Here is a 20,227-nt window from a genome sequence, read left to right as displayed (position 1 = left end):
TGCACGCGCGAACAGCCGATTCGATGACGCGATGTGGCGATACAGACCGCTGACCATGCTCGTCCACGAGATCGACAAACGGACTGCACCTCTGTCGGTTCTGTCCGCAACTGCTACGGGACACCAACCGGCCGCGCGTATGTATACGGTTCGACACCGCGACCCCGCGGCGATCGTGATCCCCGCTCGCTAGAGTCGCCCCGGCTAGTCGTCCGGCCGTTCTTCGAGCGTTTCCACGAGGGCCGAGGCGAGGAGGGCCACGGCCCGATCATCGTCGCGGGCCAGTTGCTGCAGGGTATCCAGCGCGATGGTCCCCGGCATCTCGGCGAGTGCCTGGGTCAGTCGTATTCGCACCGCCGAGTCCGCTGTGTGTGCGGTGAACTCGTCGACCAGCGCTCTCACGATTCGGTCTGCCCACTCCGCGTCCCGGGCCATCGTTCCCAAGAGCTCGGCGGCCTCGATATCGTTCGGGCCCTCGACCACCGTCCCGACAAGCTCCGGCACAGCTCGGGTCACGCCCCGCGCACCCAGCGCGAGAGCAGCATGTCTACGGACCGTCGCGTCCGCGTCCCCCAGCGCGTCCGTAAGCGCCGCGGTCGCCTCGTTGCCCGGTAGCTCGGCGAGCGCCAGGACCACGCGCCGCCGGACGTCGACGTCTACTGAGCCCATGCCGGATACCAAGCTCGCCACACCGTCACCGCCGGCCCGTGCGAGGGCCCACCGCAGGGCCCCGGCAACGTTCGGATCGGATTCGGTGCGGACCGCCTCGGCCAGCAGCTCGGCAGGCACCGACACGTCCTCGGCCGGGGCCAAGACGGCCTGCTGCCGCCGGGCGGCACTCGGCGAGCCCAGTCCGTGCAGCAGCTCGATGATGCGCAGGACCTCTTGCCAGCCGAAGGGCTCGGCCGCATCGACCATACGGAGACGCTCGAGGAGTTCTTGCTCCCGGTTCAGTCGTTCTTCGCTCTTTCGAATGAGGTCGCCGACCAGTGCGGACGGGGTGAATCCGACGTCGTCGAGAGCTTGTCCGATCTGACTCAGGGATAGTCCCAGCGACCGCAGCCCCTCCACGTGGAAGATCCGCCGGATGTCCTCGGGCGAGTATTCCCGGTAGCCACCCACGGTGCGGCCGGTCGGCCGTACCAGCCCGAGGGAGTCGTAGTACCTGAGCATCCGGGCGCTCACGCCCGAGCGGTGCGCCACCTCACCGATCAGCACGTGGTTGTCTCCTTCCGCTCCGGACCGAGCGCGATAACCCGTCTCGCCTGATCAACTGCGAGGTCGAATCCGACATCCGGGTCACGCAGCAGCCGCTCCGTCGCGCGCGCATGCGCACGCACCATCGGCTCGTGACTTGCCATCGCCGTCCGGAGGACGGGCTCGATCACGTCGCCGAGCGCGACGAGCGCACGGCTCAAACTCAGCTGTACCTCCCGGTCCCCGCGCCCGAATTGTATGGCAAGTTCCGCGGCCAGCCCTTCCTTCGCTCCGTCGGGCACGAGAACGACGGCAGCGCGCCAGGCACTCCGCGCGATCTCGTCGTCGGCATCGTGCAGCAACGACCGCGTGATCGCCGGCCACGCGCTCGGGTCCCCGATCTTGGACAGCGTGTGCAGCGCTTGGCTGCGGGCCTGAGCCTGCTCGGAACGGAGTTCCGCGCGCAGTTTCGGAACCGTGATCTCCGACGGGAGCCGGGTAAGCGCCCACGTGAGCATGTCGCGCACGAAGAAGTCCGGCTCGATCGCGCACCGTGCTACCAGCGCATCGACGAAACCGGGCTCGGGACGCGTGCCGACTGCCAGAGCCGCCTCGAGCCGCGACGACGAGTTCCCCGCCGCCAAGGCGTCGAGCAGTCGCATGTCCTGTGGATTCCTGTGTGTCGAGTTGATGGGAAACACCTCCGACAGCCAGTGAAGGCCTTCACACAGTGACAATGTCAAGTTCAGGGTGAGACGCCTTGGACATCGGTGTACTCCACCATCGATTGGTGGCCCGGCGCTCTTGGGTTGAAACCAGCAGTCCCGCACAGATTTCCAGCCTGACGGCTCTGACTTGCCCGGGGAAAACCGGCGACACCGTGACGGAGCCGACAGCTGTCCACTACTTCATGAGGGAGTGGCGACCCTGACCCCGGGCCACGCCACAACAGACCGCGAATCCGTGGGTTGGCCAGGTTGGGCACGCGAACCCGACCGGAACATTCAGAACGCGGTGTTCCTGGACCAAAGGTCAAGAAAGGTCTATACGCCGAAAAATAGCGCGGGTCAGAGAGCTTTAAAGCTCTCTGACCCGCGCTTTTGTAGCGGGGACAGGATTTGAACCTGCGACCTCTGGGTTATGAGCCCAGCGAGCTACCGAGCTGCTCCACCCCGCGTCGGCGCCGATAACGCTACAGCATGGGGTGGGTGGTTACCTAAACGGCAGGTGGAAGGGCATAACCGGCGGGTAATCCGGGTGGGTGCGAGTATGGGGTTATGCCGATTGCTACCAGCGCCATTGCCCATGTGCGACTGACGGTTTGCGATATCGACCGGTCGCGGGCGTTCTACGAGAAGGTGTTCGGATGGCCGGTTGCGCTAGAGGTGCCCGCCGATGCGGATGAGGCGACGCGGGAACAGCTCGGATTTCTGTTCGGTGGAGTGATCTATCGGATGGAGCACGGGATGATCGGGCTGCGGCCGGTTGGCACCGACAGCTTCGACGAAAACCGAGTCGGGCTCGATCATCTCGCCTTCCCGCTCGGATCACTGGCCGAATTGGAAGCTGCCGCAGCACATCTCGATGCCTGCGGGGTTGCGCGTGCAGACATCAAGGACATCGGGATGAGCTATATCCTCGAGTTCCGAGATCCGGACAATATCGCGTTGGAACTGATCGTCCGCAAGTAGGTCAGGCCGCTTTCGCCACCTTCTGCACCGCGGCGACGAAGAACTGTTCGAAGACCGACTTGTCGAGCGAATCATCCAGCGCGGCAACGCGAACCGCGACCGTGGTGCCCCGCACCTCGGCGTAACCCAGATACGCATTCTGGGTCAGTGGAGCGCTACTGGCATCGGTCTTCGCGGTGCTGGTCGAGTGGAAGGCGATCGCGTTCGCGCCCAGTTCCTGGGGCACCGGCTGATCCGTGACGCGCTGCGTCGCGGAGACCTGATGGCCGTCGTAGGTCGCCACCACCTCGACCGAACCGCAGCGCTTATTGCCGTCCGCGATCCGTTGCAGATCCCCGGTCCGCCCGGAGACGAATTCGACAAAAATTTCGCCCGACTTACCGCTCGCCGCGGCGATAGCCGACTGCCCGAGCAGTTCCTTGGTCGTCGCTCCGAGATCCTGCTGGGTGGAACCACATTCGGCCGGTGTGAAGGTGGCATTCTGCTGGGTCGCGGTGAGATCGCCGACCGTCGACTGCAACTGCTCCGGTGGCAGATCGAGTTTCTTCGTGTTCGCCGGGAATTCCTCGTGGGTCAGCACCAACTGTTCGCGAGGTGTGCTGGGCGCCGCGGATTTCCAGCCATTGGTCGAGTCGTCTTTGCTGCTACAGCCCGCGACGAGTACCGCGCCCGCCGCCATTGCCACTGCCCACCGTGCATTACGCAATTCGATCATGGTGACGATCATGTCAGCCGTCGCCATGGCAACCCTTGATACCCACTTGCGGGAAGATATTTCAGCGCTCCGGGAGATCTGTGATCCGGGTGCGGTGGCGCTCCCGCAGCATGCGCGAACAACGCAGATAGTCGATAACGAGGCGCAGTTCCGCTGCGCTGCAGCGCGATACCTCGCTCCTCGGCGTTCGGACCGTAGATCCGCATGACCTTGGCCATCGCGGCATAGGTCATACGGATGACTGCCGAACAGTCCGGCGGCGCGGATGCCGCTATCACGCCGAAGGTCCGCGCCGCCGGCGAACAACTACCGGGTACCTCTCCGCCGGAAATCACTTCTTTGGCAGGGCTTTTGACGATTCACCCGCGCACCCTGCAACGGCGCCTCGCACCTCCTTCGCCACCATCCTGGACATCGTCCGCCGCGCGGAAGCCTGCCACTACCTGACCACCACCGATATGCCGATGAATCGGGTCGCCGCGCTGATCGGACCGTCTGAGCGGGCCATCTTCACCCGATGCTGCCGAAGATGGGGCACCACGCCTACCACCGTTCGCCGCGAAGGAGTACCGCACCGGCTACCGCAGTAGACCCACTGCCTCTTTTGCTGCCTCCGCGACCAATGCGTTGTCTGCCTTGGCATCTGGGCTGGAGTGGGTGGTCAGTACCGCGATCACGATCGGCGCGGCCCCGCCTGTGGGCCAGGTGACCGCAACATCATTGGCCGAGCCGTAGTCGCCGGTACCGGTCTTGTCGCCGGTCCGCCAACCATCAGGCAGGCCGGCGCGAATCCGAGCGCCGCCGGTGGTGCTGGCGATCAGCCACGCCGTCAGCTGTGCACGCTCGGGCGCAGCAAGTGTGTCGCCGACCGTCAGCGCCCGATAATCGGCCGCGATCGCCGCGGGCGTGGTGGTGTCCCGCTCGTCGCCGGGGATGGCGGTATTGACCTCCGGCTCCAAGCGGTCCAGCCGGGAGACCTGATCGCCGATGGACCGCAGGAACTGCGTCAGCGCCTGCGGGCCGCCGAGCAGTTTCAGCAACTCATTGCCCGCGGCATTATCGCTGCGGGTGATCGCGGCATCGCACAGTTCCAATACCGACATACCGCTGTCGATCCGGGTACCGGTAACTGCCGAACCGTGCGCAGCCGCCACATCCGCCTCGGTGAAGTGGATTATCTGATCGAAATACCCGGTGGCAAGCGGATGTTCGCGCAATAGCGCCGCGCAGGCGAGCGTCTTGAAGGTCGACATCATCGGGAACCGCTCGTCCTGGCGGAAGCCGACGGTCTTTCCGGAACCGGTATCGACGGCGACGACGCCGAGCCTGGCCTGATGCTGCTGCTCGATACCGGCCAACTGGCCTACCGGAGTCGGCCCCGGGTCCGGATCCTTCGACTCGGTCCCACATGCACCGAGTAACAACACCGTCGTCACGAGGACCAATCCCATGCGAGCCGAACCCCGCCCGCGTCTACCGATCTTTGTCATGGCGGCACGACAGCACAGCGCCGATCCACCTGTCCAAGACCGACGTGGCCGAAAGCCGATATCGAAACCGATATCGTCGCAGCGTAGCGCCCCCTGACCGTAGGCTCGGGGCAGCGAAAATAACGGTGTAGTGTCGAGGATCAGCCTCCAGCACCTCGGCTACCCGATTCCGCCGCAAGCCGACGCCGGGTGGATCGGCGAGGCCGGACCCGGACCGTCGTATCCGGATCCGGGCTCCGGCGGTCCGGAAAATGATTTCACCAGCCGCAATACCACCTTCATGGCCTGGAATCTGCTGCATCTGGCCCGGATGCTGAAGGACAACAGCGGCATACCCGCCCACGGAAATCAACGCTCCGAGTGGGATGCGGGCTGCCGGTTCGATTTCGAGAATCCCGATTATCGCTAGAGTTCAGCCGGGTCCAGGATCGTCGCCGGAAAACCGCATGCGGTAACCAGATTCGCGTCGTCGAACGCTGCGATACGGGTGACGGACCCGCGCGACGGCTTGGTCGACACCGACTGCCGGATGCACGGGGGCGACTCTGTTCGTCGCGGGCAGTTCGGTCTTCCCAGACCATCGGCTATGCGATTGCGCCCTGACGGTCGTGGCGCTGGCATTTCGGCTTGCTGATACTTTGCGGGTTTTCGCATAGTCTGCGGCTTATGGACGAGACGCCCGGCCCGAACGGTTTGCCGCACCCAGATGAACCACATCGTGAGGGTCTGGCCTCGAGGCTGAACTGGTTGCGTGCGGGCGTACTCGGGGCCAACGACGGCATCGTCTCGACCGCGGGTCTGGTTGTCGGTGTCGCCGCGGCGACGACCAGCGCCTCGGCCATCTTCACCGCGGGCATTGCCGGAATCACCGCGGGCGCGATCTCCATGGCCGCCGGCGAATATGTATCGGTGAGCACCCAGCGGGATTCCGAGCGGGCGCTACTGGCCAAGGAACGCACGGAACTCAAAGAAGAACCGGACTACGAGCTGGCCGAACTGACCGATATCTATCGGTCGAAGGGGCTGACACCGGAGACGGCGCGCAAGGTGGCCGAGGAATTGACCGCGCACGATGCCTTTCTCGCCCACGCCGAAGCCGAACTGGGTCTGAACCCGCACGAGTTGACCAATCCGTGGGCCGCGGCCGTCTCCTCGGCGGTCTCGTTCACGCTCGGTGCACTGCTGCCGCTGTTGGCGATCCTGCTGCCGCCGACCACGGCGCGCATTCCGGTGACAACGGTTGCGGTGTTGATCGCGCTGGCGATCACCGGATCGGTCAGCGCTCGGCTCGGCGGTAGTAATCGCGGGCGCGCGGTATTGCGGGTGGTGATCGGTGGTGCGCTGGCGATGGCGATCACCTATGGCATCGGTCAATTGGCGGGTATCGCCGGGTTATGAGAACCGGCGACACTTTCCTACGGTGATGTACTCGCCGCGATCAGATCCGCGGCGGCGGCGCGAAGCAGCTATCCGCGCGGATTTACCGCCGTCCGAGGTCGAGGCGGCGGGTCACCCGATCCACCAGATCCGGGGGCATGCCGGGTTCGCGGCGGGCGGCCATCGCCTCGCGGCGGCCCGCATCGAGCACCTCGTCTTGGATGTCACGAAGCCTGGCCACCAGCTCGAGGTCGCGAGCGGCCTCGGCCTTGGCATCCTCGTCGGCGGCCTCCGGGTCGGCGCGAGCCAGGCGCTGACGCAATTGGTTACGCAGGCGCTGGTAGATCTCGTCGGGGAGGTCTTCGGAGTCGGCGATCTGCTTGAGACGGTCGAGTTCCGCGCCGACGACCCGTTCCCACAAGCTCCGTTCGAGCAGCCGTTCCTTCTTGGTGTCGGCCTGAACACCGGTGAGCCGCACGATGAGTGGCAAGGTCGGGCCCTGTAGCAGCAGTGTGAACAGGACAACGGCGAAGGCCGTGAAGAGGATCTGGGTGCGGCCGGGAAACGGTTCGCGGGCATCGGTGAGCAGCGGAATGGCCAGTGCTAGTGCGATGGTCGCGACACCGCGCATGCCCGCCCACCAGGTGACGACTATTTCCTTCCAGGTATAGGGTTCGTCGGCGTCCTCGTCGCGCCACCACCGGTTGCGCAGGGAAAGGGTGGTCAGCAGCCACACCAACCGCAGTCCGACCACCACGGCGATCACGACGCTCGCCCCGCCGAGCAGTCGCGGCCAGCCGCTGCCCGTATCGTCCAGTACGACACCGAGTTCCAGGCCGATCAACCCGAAAGCGAAACCACTTATCAGCATTTCGGTGATCTCCCAGAAGGCATCGCCGACCAGGCGGTAGTCGCGATCGCCGAAATTGGTGCCAGCCTCGGTCAGATACAGCGCGCACACCAGTACCGCCAGCACCGCCGACCCCGAAAACGCCTCGGCCACGCCATAGGCGGCGAATGGCAGCAGCAAGCTCAGCGCCACCTGCCACGATGCCTCCTCGAGCCTGCTGGTCAACTTGCTGCCTGCATAGCCGAGCGCCATCCCGACAACGATCGCGACCACCGCCGAGATCACGAACTCACCGACCGCATGCCAGGCCGAGAACTTGCCGGTGAGCACGGCCTGTACCGCGACGGAGTAGATGACAATCGCGGTCACATCGTTGAACAGCCCCTCACCGCCGAGCGTCACCACCAGACGGCGCGGCAGGCCCAGCTTGCCCGCCATGGCCGTCGCGGCCACCGGATCCGGCGGCGCGACAACGGCACCGAGCGTCAGTCCCGCCGCCAACGGCAGCGCCGGATACCAGGCGTGGAAGACCGCCGTCACCGCCGCGGCCGTCGCGAGCACCAACCCGACCGCACGCAATGCGATCGGACCCCAGTTCTCCGCGAACTGCCGCCACGAGGTCCGCCGCGCCGCGGCGTACAGCAGCGGCGGCAGCACCAGCGGCAGGATCAGCTCGGGCAGCACATCGACCCGGGGAACCGCAGGTATCAGCGCGAGCACACAACCGAACACGGTCATCAAGACCGCGGACGCGATACCGAGCCGTCGAGCGAGCGGTTCGGCCAGGATCGTGGCGAAGAGCAAGACGAACATCAGCACCAACTGGTCCATGACGCCCCAGTCTGCGGTGAGTTGCTGAGATTTCCCTAGCGACCGCCCCCATACGGCACTGTGAGTTTTCGGCGCGTGCGGACATTGGGCACCAGCTGCCACCAGGTCGCACAGCGCCACACCCATTCGAGCGGGCCATAGCGGAACCAGCGCAACCAGTGGTAGCTCCATAGCGCCTGCACCGCGATGATCGCGCCGGCCAAGCCGAGCAGTGCGCTGTAGCGATTGGAATCGGATAGGCCGAGCCACGGCTCGGCGACCAGGATCAGTCCGGTCGCCGAGACGTAATTGGTCAGCGCCATCCGCCCCATCGGCTCGAGCACCTCCGCGAACACCGCACCGGATTCGGTGCGCAGGAACAGCAGGAATCCGGTGAGATAGGCGAGCGCCCCGAGCAATCCGGCCACCGGAGCGACGCTGCCGGTCCACAGCTCAACGTACGGCGTGCGGTATTCCCACACCCCGGCGGCGATCGCGGCGGGCACGGCCAGCAAAAAGGCCACCGCGAGACCCCAGCCGTAATCACGCAGATTATCCGCGAGGCCGAAGCGGTCGGCGGCGAGTCCGAGCAGGAACAGGCCCGGCACCAAGCCGAGCCCGCCGCCGAGTGTGCACGGAACCCCGATCGTGGCGATCAGCCCGGCGAGCAATATCACCCAGCGCGGCAGGCCGGCCGCGGGTAGCAGCACCACCAACCCGACGATCGCATACGGCAGCAGGGCATCCCCCGGCTGGAACACATGGTGGATCAGTCCGAGCACACCGAGTGCGACGAGCCGACGGGCAAGTATCAGTCGTGGACGGTCGGTGCCCTCGACGGTGCGGTCGAGGAACAGCGAAAAGCTGAGTCCGAACAGGAACGAGAAAATCGGAAAGAACCGTCCCACGAACAACACGGACAGCAGGTGCCACACCGGATCCACAGTGCCGGGCCCGATCGTTGCCCGCATATCGGTGAGCTGCCAGATCTCGACCACCAGAATCCCGCACAGCGCGAAACCGCGCACGGCGTCGAGCTCATGGACGCGCGGGTGAGCACCGTCGGGATCCATACCCATAGGCTATCGAGGGCCCGATCTGGATCCCGGGAAGACAGCTCCGGATCTTCGCGCTGCGCGCCTCGGACCGGATTGCGATGACCAGTGCAGCCTCCAAGGCATCGCGAACCTGCCGCATCGGCTACTTATGCATGCGAGTGAATTCGAGCACTAATAGTTCGTGCATTAACCATTCATGCACTAAGGTTGGCGAGAACGAGGAGGTGCCGTGGAAATCGACGATCCGTTGCGGCTGGATCGGCAGGTGTGTTTCGCGCTGGCCGTGGCCAATCGTGCGGTGCTCGGCGTGTATCGGCCGCTGCTGGATCCGCTCGGGCTCACGCATCCGCAGTATCTGGTGATGTTGGCGCTGTGGGGTGAGGCGCCGATGTCGGTCAAGGCGATCGCCGAGGCGATTCAGTTGGATTCGCCGACGCTGTCGCCGCTGCTCAAGCGGCTGGAGTCGGCCGGGTTGATCACTCGGGGCCGCGATAGTCGAGACGAGCGCAACCTGGTGGTGGATCTGACCCCGAATGGACGAGCGCTGCGCAAGCAGGCCGAGCGGATTCCGCCCGCCGTCGTGGAACGACTCGGCGTGACATTGGCGGATCTGAAAGAACTGCACGAAGTACTGACCCGGGTCAATGAGGCCGCGCGCCGAGCGGCCGACCCGGCCACATCACGAGGAGTGCACGCATGACCCGACCCAATCCCCTCCAGTGGATCGGCTATGCCTTCGGGCGGGGCCTGCCGGATTCGATGCGCGAATGGGTGCGCAAAGACCTCACCGGCAAGTACGCGACGCCACGTCATATCGTGCGCGGGCTAGTGCCGTTCACGCCGCTGTTCGTCGTATTCCTGTTGTTTCCAGGCGAATTGTGGCTGCGCGGGTTGATGGTGTTGTTGGCGCTACTGCTCGCACTGTTCTACACCATTGCCTTCATGCCGATGAATCGTGCCCATCGCCTGGCCAAACATGGACTGCCAGCGGATTTGGAGAATCCGGAGCGGGCGCGGCGACGGGCGCTGGAGCGGGCGAAATACGCGGCGCAGCATCCACATTGAGCGCTCAGCGCTGACTACACCTAGCACCGCGAGCCGAACACGGTTGGTAGCACCGGTTTCTGTCATCATTTTGCCGATGTGCGTCTCGAATGTGGTGATGCCGAGATGCGGAGGTTGGCGATTTCGGCATTGGACAGGCCCGCCGAGACCCCGGTGACTACTTCGGCTTCGCGTCCAGTAAGTCCTGATGGTGCAATGGAATCCGGGATTCGGCCGGCCTGCCGTGCGGTCACGGCGGGATCGACCACACAGACCATGATGCCCAGTCGGTGCGGACGCCGACTCCTTCCGGCGGAGGATGTCGATCCTCCCGGAGGGCACAGTCCCGGGGTCCGCAGCGGATTCTGAGAACAACCAGCCAGAACGACGTCGATGCCTATCTCGCGGGCAATCCCCGATTGGCCGACGCCGCGATCGAACTCACCGGCATCGGGGGTGACCCGCTCGCCGGACAATGGATCGTGCGCATGGCCCTATCGCTATTGTTTTGGCCCGCAACCGATCCCAGCGCCCAACGAGCACTCCTCGAACGCACCTCCTGCCCGCCTTCCGAGCGTTCCCGAGCTGACCGTGCCCATCTGAACACAAGCAGCACGTTCACCAGAAGCGGCGACGTGCTGAGCGACGAGCGGGGAAATTCGGCGGCCTGGTCTCGGTCGACCTGGCGCGCAAGCGATTTCGCCAGGGCGCGTCGGCAGGGCGGGTCGCGTGGAGTCGTTTCTTTCGCATGGCCGGACAGTCAGCGCATGGCCCACGGGGCAATGGCCTGCACGGCAGGCCAGCCGAAATCGTCGGTGTCTTCGTCTTCGACGAACCAGAGCCAGTTCTGTACGGCGCGAACCAGGGTCCAGGCACGGGCGCGATCCGGATCGAGTCCGGCTATCTCGACGACGGCGGCGAAGCGATCGTCGAGGGCGGATTCGGTGCGCCGGTTCCACAGCAGCGACAGCGTGGTGAATTCGAGATCGCCCGCCAAGGGCTGCGGATCTATGACGAGCCAGGGTTCGCGGGTGCCGCCGAGGACATTCTCGTAATGCAGATCCTCATTCACCAGCAGGCGGTCCGCGCTCGGGCCGAGCTGAGCGCAGACATCGACGGCCGCGTCCAGCATCCTGCGCGGGAACGGCGCGCCGAGGCGCTGCCATTCCTTCGGCAACTCCGCTGCCAGGCGCTCGGCCTCGGCGCGCAGGTCGCGAGAAAGACCGGGCGGAGCGGGGATGGCGAGCCGACGCAGCAGCACGGAGATGATCCGGACCGCATCGTCGACGGGCTCGAAATCCAACGACCGGGTGGGATCGAGTCGTTCCAGCAGGAGTGCGCCGTGCTCGGCGTCGCTGTCGAGCAACCGCACCGCGCCATTGCCCGCCCAGGCGGTCAGCGCGACGGGTTCGTCGCGGGTCTCGGGAGTGAGATGACCGAGTTTGAGCACAACCCGACTGTCATCCGCACGCACAGCGGGCAGCACCAAGCCGCCATAGCCGTGCATAGGTGCGCCCTCGAACCGAAGCTCCCAGCGCTCGGCATACCGAGCCGCGAGTTCGGGAAGACCATCCAGCCAGGCCCGAGCCGTGGGTTCCAGCTTGGTGAGACGATCGGCGAAGAATTCGGGGACAACGATCACCAATCGAGCATCTCAGCCATGTCGAACGAATTTCACCGTCCGAACGAATTTCACTGTCGGTCGGCTACGGCAGTCCGGGCAGCGGCGGCAGCGGGGGCAGCGGGGGCAGGCCCGGGATGATGATCGGATTCTGCGGGACGGGATTGGGGTTCGGATTCTGCGGTACCGGATTAGGGTTCGGATTCTGCGGTACCGGATTAGGGTTCGCATTGTCCGGGACGGGATTAGGGTTCGGATTCTGCGGGACCGGATTAGGGTTCGGATTCTGCGGGACCGGATTAGGGTTCGGATTCTGCGGGACCGGATCAGGGTTCGCATTGTCCGGGACCGGATTAGGGCTCGGGTTCTCCGGGACCGGAACCGAGTTGTTGGGCACCGGATTCTGCGGCACCTGATTCTGCGGCGCCGGCGGAGGTTCCGCAACGCCCTGACCTTGCGGTATGCAGGTCCAGCTGCCATCCGGTGACCGGCCCCATTGCGCGACGATCCCGTCGTGCGAGCAATCGTCGCCGACCCGGTGCTGATTGCGCGCCTGCTCCCGCGGTGCGCAGACCCACAGGCCATTGCGGATATCCCACTGGGCGACGACCCCTTCGTGCGAGCAGTCGTCGCCGCGCTTGCGTGCCGGTTGCGTCGCCGAGACCGTCGGGCGATTCGACCGCGGCGCGAGCTGGGGCGCGGAGGCGGGGCGGGCGGTGGTCGATTTCGGTGCGCCGCTGTTCGAATCCTGATTCGCACGCAGTAGCAAAGCGATCGCGACCGCCAATGCGAGCGCGGCGGCGATCACAGCCGCGATGGTCAGGACACGCCCATTATCTGTTGGTGTCCTAGCGCCGCCGGGTTCCACCATCACACCGCCTTCGTGCCGAGTAGGGACTACCTTCACGAAAAGCTCTGTGGGCAGGCTACCGAAGACGCGTTGCGAAAGATCAACTTTCGCGATAGGTCTTGCAGGTAATGCCTTATTTGATGCCGACGCGCACCTCGACGGCGTCATCGCCGGTTTCGTGCAGCGCCTGGCTGATCAGACTGCTGAGATCGATGCGCGGCGCGGCGGCGGTAACCGCTTCGGCCAGCGGCCGCGACCCCGGGATGAGCGATGTCAGCTCCGGCCCGGCCTTGTCCATCCATTCGGTCACCCGATGCAGCAACGGCACCAGACCATCGCCGTCGAGATACATCTGCGGCCGCCGAGCAAGACCAGCGAACCAAGCTCAGGTCACACCGGCTAAGGACTAGCGGCGAGGAACACAAAAGCGAAGAACAGGGCCACATGGACACCGCCCTGCAGCAGCGTTGCCCGACCCGGCACCACCGTCAGCACGCCGACGACGACCGTCAAAGCGAGCAACACCATCTGCGTCGCACCGAGCCCGAGAACCAGCGGACCATCTAGCCAGATGGTCGCTACGGCGATCACCGGAATGGTCAGACCGATGCTTGCCATGGCGGAGCCGAGCGCGAGATTGAGGCTGATCTGCACCTGACCGCGGTGCGCGGCACGCACGGCCGCAACCGTTTCCGGCAGTAGGACCAGCAGCGCGATGACCACGCCGACCGCGGACTGCGGCAGGCCCGCCGACGCGACGACCGATTCCACCGACGGCGACACCACCTTGGCCAGACCGACGACCGCGACCAAGGCGACCACCAACATGGTCAGGCTGAGCACCGTCGCGCGCACCGTGGGCAGCTCGTCGCCCGCATCGGCGCTCGCACCGTCGGGTTCCTCGACCGGCAGGAAGTCATCCCGGTGTCGCACCGTCTGCACCATCACGAACAGGACATAGAGCGAGAGCGAGGCCACCGCGGCGAAGACCAACTGCGCGACGGAGAATTCCGGCCCCGGCTTGCTGGTGGTGAAGGTCGGCAGAACCAGACTGAGGGTGGACAACGTCGCCACGGTGCCGAGTGCCGCGCCGGTGCCCTCGGCATTGAATACCGCCACGCGCCTGCGGACCGCACCGACCAGTAACGCCAGACCGAAGATGCCGTTGCAGGTGATCATGACCGCCGCGAACACGGTGTCGCGGGCCAGCGCCGCGGACTTCTCTCCGCTGGTGCCCATCATCGTGACGATGAGCCCGACCTCGATCACTGTCACCGCCACCGCGAGCACCAACGCCCCGAGCGGCTGACCGACCCGATGCGCGATGACCTCGACGTGATACACCGCCGCCAGCACCGCACCGACGAGCGCGGCGACCACCACATCCACGGCGATTCCGGGCAGCGATCGCCCCCAGGTGGCGGCCAGGGTGATAGCGGCTAGCAGAGGGACGAATACGGTCCATCGGGAAGTCAACGCACCAGGCATAACTTCCATCGTGTCAGCAAATCGGCCGCATTCGATCTCATGCGATCAGGGGTATGCGGTTTTCGCGCACGTCAGGAAGTACGCTGAGGGATACGTCAGTCGTCGAGATCGATCCGCACGGTCAGCAAGTCCGTGCCGACCAATCGAACGGCCGCGCTATTGGCCTTGGGCAGCGATCGCAGCCGGGCGCGGGGATCATCATCGGGCAGCACATGCGCGGTACCGGTGTGCCAATCCCCATCCAGCCGCACTCGAACCCGATTGTCGACCTTGATATTTCGAATGTACTGCGACCGGTCCCCGAATTCGGAGACGAGCCAGAACTCCTTGCCGACGCGTCGGCCCCCGATCGGCGTAATCCGCGGCTGCCCACTCACGCGCCCAACGGTCTCGAGCAACTGCTGCATCGGCATCCTGCGCAGCATCGGATTCCCCACCCGCCGCTGGAATGTGGTCACGACTCGGTGTTGAACATCACGCAAGTTCGCCATATCCCGACGCTAGCACCATCCGATCGACATCAGGTGGATCACGTTCAGACGATCGAAACCGGGTCGACGCCATTGTCGAACGGCAGGAAACCGTCGATATTCGCATCGACCCACATGCTGTTCACAAAGAGCTCGCCGCCGTGGTCGACCATGAACGCGGTATCGGAAAAGTCTCGGCCGTGGCGATTCGGACCAGCGCGGATCGTGGGGCGAAGTCGGTCACGTCGAATGCCCGCCCCACCCCGCCGAGATAGGCATCGGCGACCATGTGGAAGTCCATCGGATGCAGCCCCGACGCGTGCGTATTCCGGTCAACGCGATGATCGAGCGGGATTCATCTACTCGACGGCGCGGCGATAAGCGACAATGTGCCAAGTGCGGACCCAGTTCACTCGCGAGCTCATCGCGTTGACCAATGATTTGACACTCATGTGTCGACTCGCCCACGATGCCGCCGAGCGTGTCACGGCCGCGCTCGGCGAAGCCGATCTCGCCGCCGCCTATGAGGCTTTCGCGCTCGACGAGCAGCTACAGAAGATGTACGCCTCCTGCGAGGCCAGGACCGTGGTGCTGCTCGCACTGCAGGCACCGGTCGCGCGCGACCTACGGCATGTGGTCACCGCCATCCAGATCGCCGGTGAACTGTCCCGGATCGGCGCGCTGATCAGCCGCGTCGCCGACCAGGTCTACACCTGCCATCCAGAACCCATTGCGCCCCAACCCCTCATGGATATCCTCACCGCCATGGGTCGCCTGGCCGCCCATCACACTGCCCTCGCGGGCGAATCGGTCGCCACCGGGCGCCAACCCGTCAACCCAGAATCCGGTGCCCCCGCAATGGATCGGCTGCACCGACAACTGCACTCGACGCTGATCGAGCGAACCGCCACCGCAGCCGCCATCGATCTCGCCCTGGTGGGCAATAGCCTCGAACGCTGTATCGACCACACCACCCGCATCGATCGCCTGATCCGCTTCCTGGACACCGGAATTCCGCCGACGGCCCAAATTTCCGACGCGGTTTAGGCGGTGCGTCGGGCGATGGCGTAGAGGTCGTGGGCGGGGCCGGTGAGACGGTGGCCCGCAGGCCAGATCGCGCGCAGGGTTCGGGTCAGATCCACGCCATTGATGGTCGGGGAAGCGAGTGTGCCCGCGGCGATTTCGGCGGCCACCGCCAGGGAGCTAAGGACGGCGGGGCCGACGCCGGAGGCGACCGCGGTTTTGATCGCGGTGGTGGAGGACAGTTCCAGCGCGACCGCGGGTGCCCACCCCGGAATGACCCGCGCGACAGCGTTTTCGAACCAGGTCCGGGTACCCGATCCGGGTTCGCGTTGGATCAGCGCGGTGGCGGCGAGTTCGGCCAGATCGACCGATCCCCGGCGGGCCCAGCGGTGTTGCGGGGCGACCACGACGACCAGTCGATCGCGGGCCACGATATGACTCTCCAGCCCATGGAATTTCCGCGGGCTCTCGATGAAACCGATGGCGGCCTTGCCGTCGAGCACCGCCTGCGCGACTTCCACGGAATTGCCGGATTGCAGCGCGATCGCGGTATCCGGCGCAGTGGTGCGCAGGGTCATGAGCCAGCCCGGAAACAGGTATTCGGCAATGGTTTGACTCGCCGCCACCCGCAGCTGCGAATCGCGTTGGGCGCGCAAGGTGTCGATGCCCGCATCCAATTGCTGCGCCGCATCGATGACTCCGCGTGCCCATTCGGCGATCAATGCCCCGGCGGGCGTCGGTCGGGAACCGAGGGTGGTGCGCTCCAGTACCGACATCCCGACCAGCTTTTCCAGATAGCGGATGCGGGAGGATGCCGAGGGCTGGCTGATGCCGTGTGCCTGAGCCGCGCGTCCGAGACTACCGAGTTCGATGACCGAAAGCAGCAGGTCGAGCGCGGCCAGATCGGGGACACGGGGCGACAGGGGCATAGAACGAGTCTATGCACCCATAGGAAGGCGACGGCTACTCGACGCCGACGATGCCGACGAACCTGGACTGATGACCGCCACCGCAACCCTGCGCCCCGAACTCCCGCGGCGTCCGCTCGGCGAGCCGGAGCACGGTGCACCCCCTGTCGCATCCCGCTCGCTGCGGCACCTCGGACCCAACTGGTTCGCCGCCGTAATGGGCACCGGCATTGTCGCCAATGCCGCGGCCACCTTGCCGCTGCAGTTTCCTGGACTGCGCGGCGCGGCGACGGTCGTCTGGGCGCTGGCCGCACTGCTGCTTGTGGCATTGAGCGCCGCGTGGATCGTGCACTGGGTGCGCTATCCGGAGCATGCCCGCGGCCACAAGGATCACCCGGTCATGTCGCATTTCTATGGCGCGCCACCCATGGCACTGCTGACCGTCGGCGGCGGCACCCTGCTGCTCGGCCGCGATGTGATCGGTCTGGATGCCGCACTCGCCATCGATGGGGTGTTGTGGTCGCTCGGCACCGCGCTCGGCCTGCTGACCGCCGCCGCCATCCCCTATCGGATGTTCACCCGTCACCACATCGAGCCCGATGCCGCCTTCGGCGGTTGGCTGATGCCCGTGGTACCGCCGATGGTGTCGGCCGCAATGGGCGCACTGCTGGTCCCCTATCTGCCCGAGGGCCAGTTCCGACTCACCATGATCCTGCTGTGCCTGGCCATGTTCGGCCTGAGCTTGATTGCCGCGCTGATCACCGCCACCATGATCTGGTCACGCCTGGTGCACCACGGGATCCCGCAGTCGGGCATGGTGCCCACCCTGTGGATCGTGCTCGGTCCGCTCGGCCAATCCGTCACCGCCGCAGGCTTGCTGGCCAATGCCGGTTCCTCGGCCCTGCCCGACCTCTACGCCAAGGGTCTGACCGTCTTCTCGGTGATCTTCGGCGTCGCCATCTGGGGTTTCGCGATGCTATGGCTGGTACTGGCTGCCGCCGTCACGGTAAAGACCGCTCGCGCGGGCGAATTGCGGTTCAACCTGACCTGGTGGGGCTTCACCTTCCCGCTCGGCACCTGCATTACCGGCAGCACGGTGCTCTACGGTCATACGGCTGCCGCTATCTTCGCTGTCACCGCGGTCACGCTGTACGTCGGGCTGGTCGGCGCCTGGGCAGTCGTCGCCGCCAAGACCGTTCGCGGTGTACTCACCGGGCCGCTGCTCCGACCGGCCTGATCGTCGGCCTTGAAGTACACGAACTGATGGTTCGCCGCGCGGCCAACGCGCAATCGTTCAGTCGAGCATCGGGAAACTGCCGGAATTCAGTAGTCCGGCGATCGCGTCCATTTTCGCTTGCGGCGCAGCGTAATCGGGGTGCACCCGGATTACCGCGGCGGCATCGTGCAGCCGGATCATCTGCTGTTCGGCCTCGATGACACCGCGGCCGCCCGGACGCACCACATGCCGGGCGAATACCGGCCACTTCGGATCGACGCGCCCGAGCGCCACGGCCTTGTCCACCCGGCGCGAGCAGCGACAAAACGCCTCGGGATTGGCCACCCCGCAAGTCGCATTCAAGAATGTGCCGATCCGTTTCTTGGCTCGTTCCAACCGCTTTCGAAATGCTGGTGCGGTGATACCCAGAATCCAGGCCGCCTCGGCGGAGCCGAGTTCGAAAACGTCGCCAAGGACGAATGCGACCCGCTCGTCGCGGGTCAGGCACTGCAGCATGGCCTGAGTGCAGTTGAGTCGCACCTCATGGGTGAGCAGCTCGGCCTCGGGTCCGCGATAATCCTCGGCGGCGAGCCCGTCCGCCAACCCGTCACGGTAGGCGTCGAGACTGAGCTGCGCCGCCTCCAGGGGCGTCTGGCGCTCGAGGTTCAGCAGATAGTTGACACCGATCCGGTAGGCCCAGGTCAGCAGCTTGGCCTCACCCCGCCATGTCGCGAGATTGCCTACCACGCGGAGCAAGATTTCCTGCGTCGCATCCTCGGCCTCGGCGGGCCGCGACACCATCCGCAGCGCCAGCCGGTACAGCGGATCCTGGAGCTGCCGCACCACATCCGAGATGGCGGCGCCATCACCGGCAACAGCCCGATCGACCAGCTTCCGCTCCCGAGCGATGTCGTCGGTGCGCGCGGCGGAATCAGCCGTGCGCGCGGCCGCTCGGACAGCGTCGTCGGAGTGCGATAGATCGGGTTCCACCGCACAATCCTTCGGCGGTATCCGGCATTGCGCAAGTCCGGGTCCCTACCCGATGTGCGTCGCGCGGGTGAACTCGCCCGCGCGACGCCCACGGCTCACCCGTTCGCGGTCGCCGTCGTCAACGAGTGGGCGCGCAACCACGTCGCGACCGCGGTCCCGATGGCATCGGGCTGATCCTCCGGAGCGTGATGTCCCCCGTCGCCGACCGAGACGGCCTCGGCGTTGGCGAACGTCTCGGCGGCCCAACCGACCACCTCCGGCGAACCGAGGCCGACGCCATTGTCGAGCCCCATAATGAGCTTGGGCACCTCCGGTGACTGCGCCGCCCACCGGTCGTATTTCTCCACCAGTACGACCACATCAGCGGGTGCGCCGTCCAGTGGAAATTCGCGCGACCAGGCCAACATCGGCTTGCGCGATTCCGGCGTCGGGAAGGGAGCGCGATACACATCGTGATCTTCCGGCCGCAGATCGACAATGCCCTTCGGCAGGTTGAACTCGATGAACATATTCTCCGCCAGCACCATTCGCTCCCCCTCGGCCGTTCGGAATTTGCGGAACAGTTCGGCACCGAGCGGTGGGAGTTCGTCCCAGCGCATCGGCCGCAGGAAGGTCTCGATCAGCGCGATGCCCCGGATGCGTTCGGGATGCCGTGCCGCCCAGTGCATACCGAGCGCACCGCCCCAATCGTGGCCGACAATGACGACTTGTTCGAGGTCGAGTGCGTCGAACCAGGCATCCAGATAGCGGGCATGATCGGCGAGGCGATAGGCACTGTCCGGCTTCCCGGACCCGCCCATCCCGATCAGATCCGGTGCGAGCACCCGGGTTTGCCCGGCGACGTGCGGGATCACATTGCGCCACAGGTGCGATGAGGTCGGGTTGCCGTGCAGGAACACCACCGGTACCGAACCGGCACCGAGGTCGGTGTAGTTGATGAACGAGTCGAGAACGTCGACGGTAGCCATGATGGGGTCCTTCCTAGATCCGGCTGTTGCTGCTTGCACCCGGTTTCGACACAGGTTCCGACCCCGCCGTGACCACCATCTGATGTGATGCTCGTCACCTAGTCGAGAGCCGCGCGAACGGCCGATCTCAGCTCAACCGCAGGTAAACCCAACTTCCGTATGCGATACGTACATGTTCCAACTGACCGACGATTCATTCAGGAGATTCTCAGAGTCAATTAGAGCGATTGCAAAGGAATTCGCAATGATCTACTGTCTGCCTACGTAAGAACAGCGAAGTTTCCGCAGACGGTCACGAGGAGTTGCCGCAGTACGACACGGCTCGACGAGACTTTCCTCACCAGCATCGTGGCGCCGCGTGGACGGATCATCCGGCCTGGACAACCGGCCCGTTCATTCGGCCTCGGCACGAACTCATTCGTGACAGAACCACCCCTGGAACGGCGCCGGCACGCCGAATC

General features: G+C 65.4%; 20 protein-coding genes, 1 tRNA gene and 1 pseudogene. 7 read left to right on the top strand and 15 right to left on the bottom strand.

Going from position 1 to position 20,227, the window contains the following annotated elements; translation table 11 throughout:
* Positions 1-204: 204 nt before the first annotated feature.
* The 3 genes from AB0L63_RS26340 to AB0L63_RS26330 form a co-directional block, all read right to left on the bottom strand.
* Entirely contained in the window at positions 205-1,218 is a 1,014-nt protein-coding gene (locus AB0L63_RS26340) for a MerR family transcriptional regulator (RefSeq protein WP_364505722.1), read from the bottom strand.
* Complete coding sequence (locus AB0L63_RS26335; RefSeq protein ID WP_364505720.1) at positions 1,212-1,859, bottom strand: HEAT repeat domain-containing protein; 648 nt, start codon at positions 1,857-1,859, stop codon at positions 1,212-1,214. The genes AB0L63_RS26340 and AB0L63_RS26335 overlap by 7 nt, the downstream gene beginning before the upstream one ends.
* Positions 1,860-2,300: 441 nt before the next feature.
* Positions 2,301-2,374 (bottom strand) — tRNA-Met (locus tag AB0L63_RS26330).
* 100 nt (positions 2,375-2,474) lie between these two features.
* On the opposite strand from AB0L63_RS26330, the gene AB0L63_RS26325 reads away from it, so the two are divergent.
* Positions 2,475-2,888, top strand: a complete 414-nt coding sequence (locus AB0L63_RS26325; RefSeq protein WP_364505718.1) for a VOC family protein — start codon at positions 2,475-2,477, stop codon at positions 2,886-2,888.
* Position 2,889: 1 nt separating this feature from the next.
* On the opposite strand, the gene AB0L63_RS26320 is transcribed toward AB0L63_RS26325, so the two are convergent.
* Together AB0L63_RS26320 and bla are read right to left on the bottom strand one after the other, a co-directional pair.
* Positions 2,890-3,630, bottom strand: a complete 741-nt coding sequence (locus AB0L63_RS26320) for a hypothetical protein (protein ID WP_364505716.1) — start codon at positions 3,628-3,630, stop codon at positions 2,890-2,892.
* Between the two features lie 551 nt (positions 3,631-4,181).
* Positions 4,182-5,039, bottom strand: a complete 858-nt coding sequence (bla, locus tag AB0L63_RS26315; RefSeq protein WP_364505714.1) for a class A beta-lactamase — start codon at positions 5,037-5,039, stop codon at positions 4,182-4,184.
* Positions 5,040-5,235: 196 nt separating this feature from the next.
* Here bla and AB0L63_RS26310 point away from each other — a divergent pair.
* Together AB0L63_RS26310 and AB0L63_RS26305 are read left to right on the top strand one after the other, a co-directional pair.
* Positions 5,236-5,502: pseudogene (locus tag AB0L63_RS26310) on the top strand (flavodoxin family protein); the annotation flags it as partial.
* Between the two features lie 257 nt (positions 5,503-5,759).
* Positions 5,760-6,491 carry a VIT family protein gene (locus AB0L63_RS26305; RefSeq protein ID WP_364505712.1) on the top strand — a complete coding sequence of 244 codons (732 nt, stop codon included), beginning with the start codon at positions 5,760-5,762 and terminating at the stop codon, positions 6,489-6,491.
* An 82-nt stretch (positions 6,492-6,573) separates the two neighbouring features.
* On the opposite strand, the gene AB0L63_RS26300 is transcribed toward AB0L63_RS26305, so the two are convergent.
* Positions 6,574-8,151, bottom strand: coding sequence for a Na+/H+ antiporter (locus AB0L63_RS26300; protein ID WP_364505710.1), 1,578 nt, complete (start codon positions 8,149-8,151; stop codon positions 6,574-6,576).
* A gap of 35 nt (positions 8,152-8,186) precedes the next feature.
* Entirely contained in the window at positions 8,187-9,203 is a 1,017-nt protein-coding gene (locus AB0L63_RS26295) for a DUF418 domain-containing protein (protein ID WP_364505708.1), read from the bottom strand.
* Positions 9,204-9,417: 214 nt separating this feature from the next.
* Between AB0L63_RS26295 and AB0L63_RS26290 the strand changes: the two genes are divergently transcribed.
* On the top strand, positions 9,418-9,888 hold the full coding sequence (locus tag AB0L63_RS26290; protein ID WP_364505706.1) for a MarR family transcriptional regulator: 471 nt from the start codon (positions 9,418-9,420) through the stop codon (positions 9,886-9,888).
* Positions 9,885-10,253, top strand: a complete 369-nt coding sequence (locus tag AB0L63_RS26285) for a DUF5313 family protein (RefSeq protein WP_364505704.1) — start codon at positions 9,885-9,887, stop codon at positions 10,251-10,253. Before AB0L63_RS26290 ends, AB0L63_RS26285 begins: the two co-directional genes overlap by 4 nt.
* A 739-nt stretch (positions 10,254-10,992) precedes the next feature.
* Here AB0L63_RS26285 and AB0L63_RS26280 read toward each other — a convergent pair.
* The 5 genes from AB0L63_RS26280 to AB0L63_RS26260 form a co-directional block, all read right to left on the bottom strand.
* Positions 10,993-11,874, bottom strand: a complete 882-nt coding sequence (locus AB0L63_RS26280) for an aminoglycoside phosphotransferase family protein (protein WP_364505702.1) — start codon at positions 11,872-11,874, stop codon at positions 10,993-10,995.
* 64 nt (positions 11,875-11,938) lie between these two features.
* On the bottom strand, positions 11,939-12,727 hold the full coding sequence (locus AB0L63_RS26275; protein ID WP_364505700.1) for a hypothetical protein: 789 nt from the start codon (positions 12,725-12,727) through the stop codon (positions 11,939-11,941).
* A gap of 109 nt (positions 12,728-12,836) precedes the next feature.
* A complete protein-coding gene (locus AB0L63_RS26270; RefSeq protein ID WP_364505698.1) occupies positions 12,837-13,055 on the bottom strand; it encodes a hypothetical protein in 219 nt (72 codons plus the stop codon).
* A gap of 47 nt (positions 13,056-13,102) precedes the next feature.
* Entirely contained in the window at positions 13,103-14,200 is a 1,098-nt protein-coding gene (locus tag AB0L63_RS26265) for an ionic transporter y4hA (RefSeq protein WP_364505696.1), read from the bottom strand.
* Between the two features lie 86 nt (positions 14,201-14,286).
* Positions 14,287-14,682 carry a nitroreductase/quinone reductase family protein gene (locus tag AB0L63_RS26260; protein ID WP_364505694.1) on the bottom strand — a complete coding sequence of 132 codons (396 nt, stop codon included), beginning with the start codon at positions 14,680-14,682 and terminating at the stop codon, positions 14,287-14,289.
* Positions 14,683-15,048: 366 nt separating this feature from the next.
* On the opposite strand from AB0L63_RS26260, the gene AB0L63_RS26255 reads away from it, so the two are divergent.
* Complete coding sequence (locus AB0L63_RS26255) at positions 15,049-15,708, top strand: PhoU domain-containing protein (protein ID WP_364505692.1); 660 nt, start codon at positions 15,049-15,051, stop codon at positions 15,706-15,708.
* On the opposite strand, the gene AB0L63_RS26250 is transcribed toward AB0L63_RS26255, so the two are convergent.
* Entirely contained in the window at positions 15,705-16,613 is a 909-nt protein-coding gene (locus tag AB0L63_RS26250; protein ID WP_364505690.1) for a LysR family transcriptional regulator, read from the bottom strand. The two genes, AB0L63_RS26255 and AB0L63_RS26250, sit on opposite strands and share 4 nt — an antisense overlap.
* A 70-nt stretch (positions 16,614-16,683) precedes the next feature.
* On the opposite strand from AB0L63_RS26250, the gene AB0L63_RS26245 reads away from it, so the two are divergent.
* Complete coding sequence (locus tag AB0L63_RS26245; RefSeq protein ID WP_364505688.1) at positions 16,684-17,829, top strand: TDT family transporter; 1,146 nt, start codon at positions 16,684-16,686, stop codon at positions 17,827-17,829.
* 57 nt (positions 17,830-17,886) lie between these two features.
* On the opposite strand, the gene AB0L63_RS26240 is transcribed toward AB0L63_RS26245, so the two are convergent.
* Both AB0L63_RS26240 and AB0L63_RS26235 read right to left on the bottom strand, forming a co-directional pair.
* On the bottom strand, positions 17,887-18,798 hold the full coding sequence (locus tag AB0L63_RS26240) for an RNA polymerase sigma factor (protein WP_364505686.1): 912 nt from the start codon (positions 18,796-18,798) through the stop codon (positions 17,887-17,889).
* Positions 18,799-18,893: 95 nt separating this feature from the next.
* Positions 18,894-19,766 carry a haloalkane dehalogenase gene (locus AB0L63_RS26235; protein WP_364505684.1) on the bottom strand — a complete coding sequence of 291 codons (873 nt, stop codon included), beginning with the start codon at positions 19,764-19,766 and terminating at the stop codon, positions 18,894-18,896.
* Positions 19,767-20,227 lie beyond the last annotated feature (461 nt).

The organism is Nocardia sp. NPDC051990, from assembly GCF_040680755.1.
Taxonomy (GTDB): domain Bacteria; phylum Actinomycetota; class Actinomycetes; order Mycobacteriales; family Mycobacteriaceae; genus Nocardia.
The sequence above is the reverse complement of the archived record's forward strand: the minus strand, read 5'-3'. Positions and strand labels throughout refer to the sequence as shown.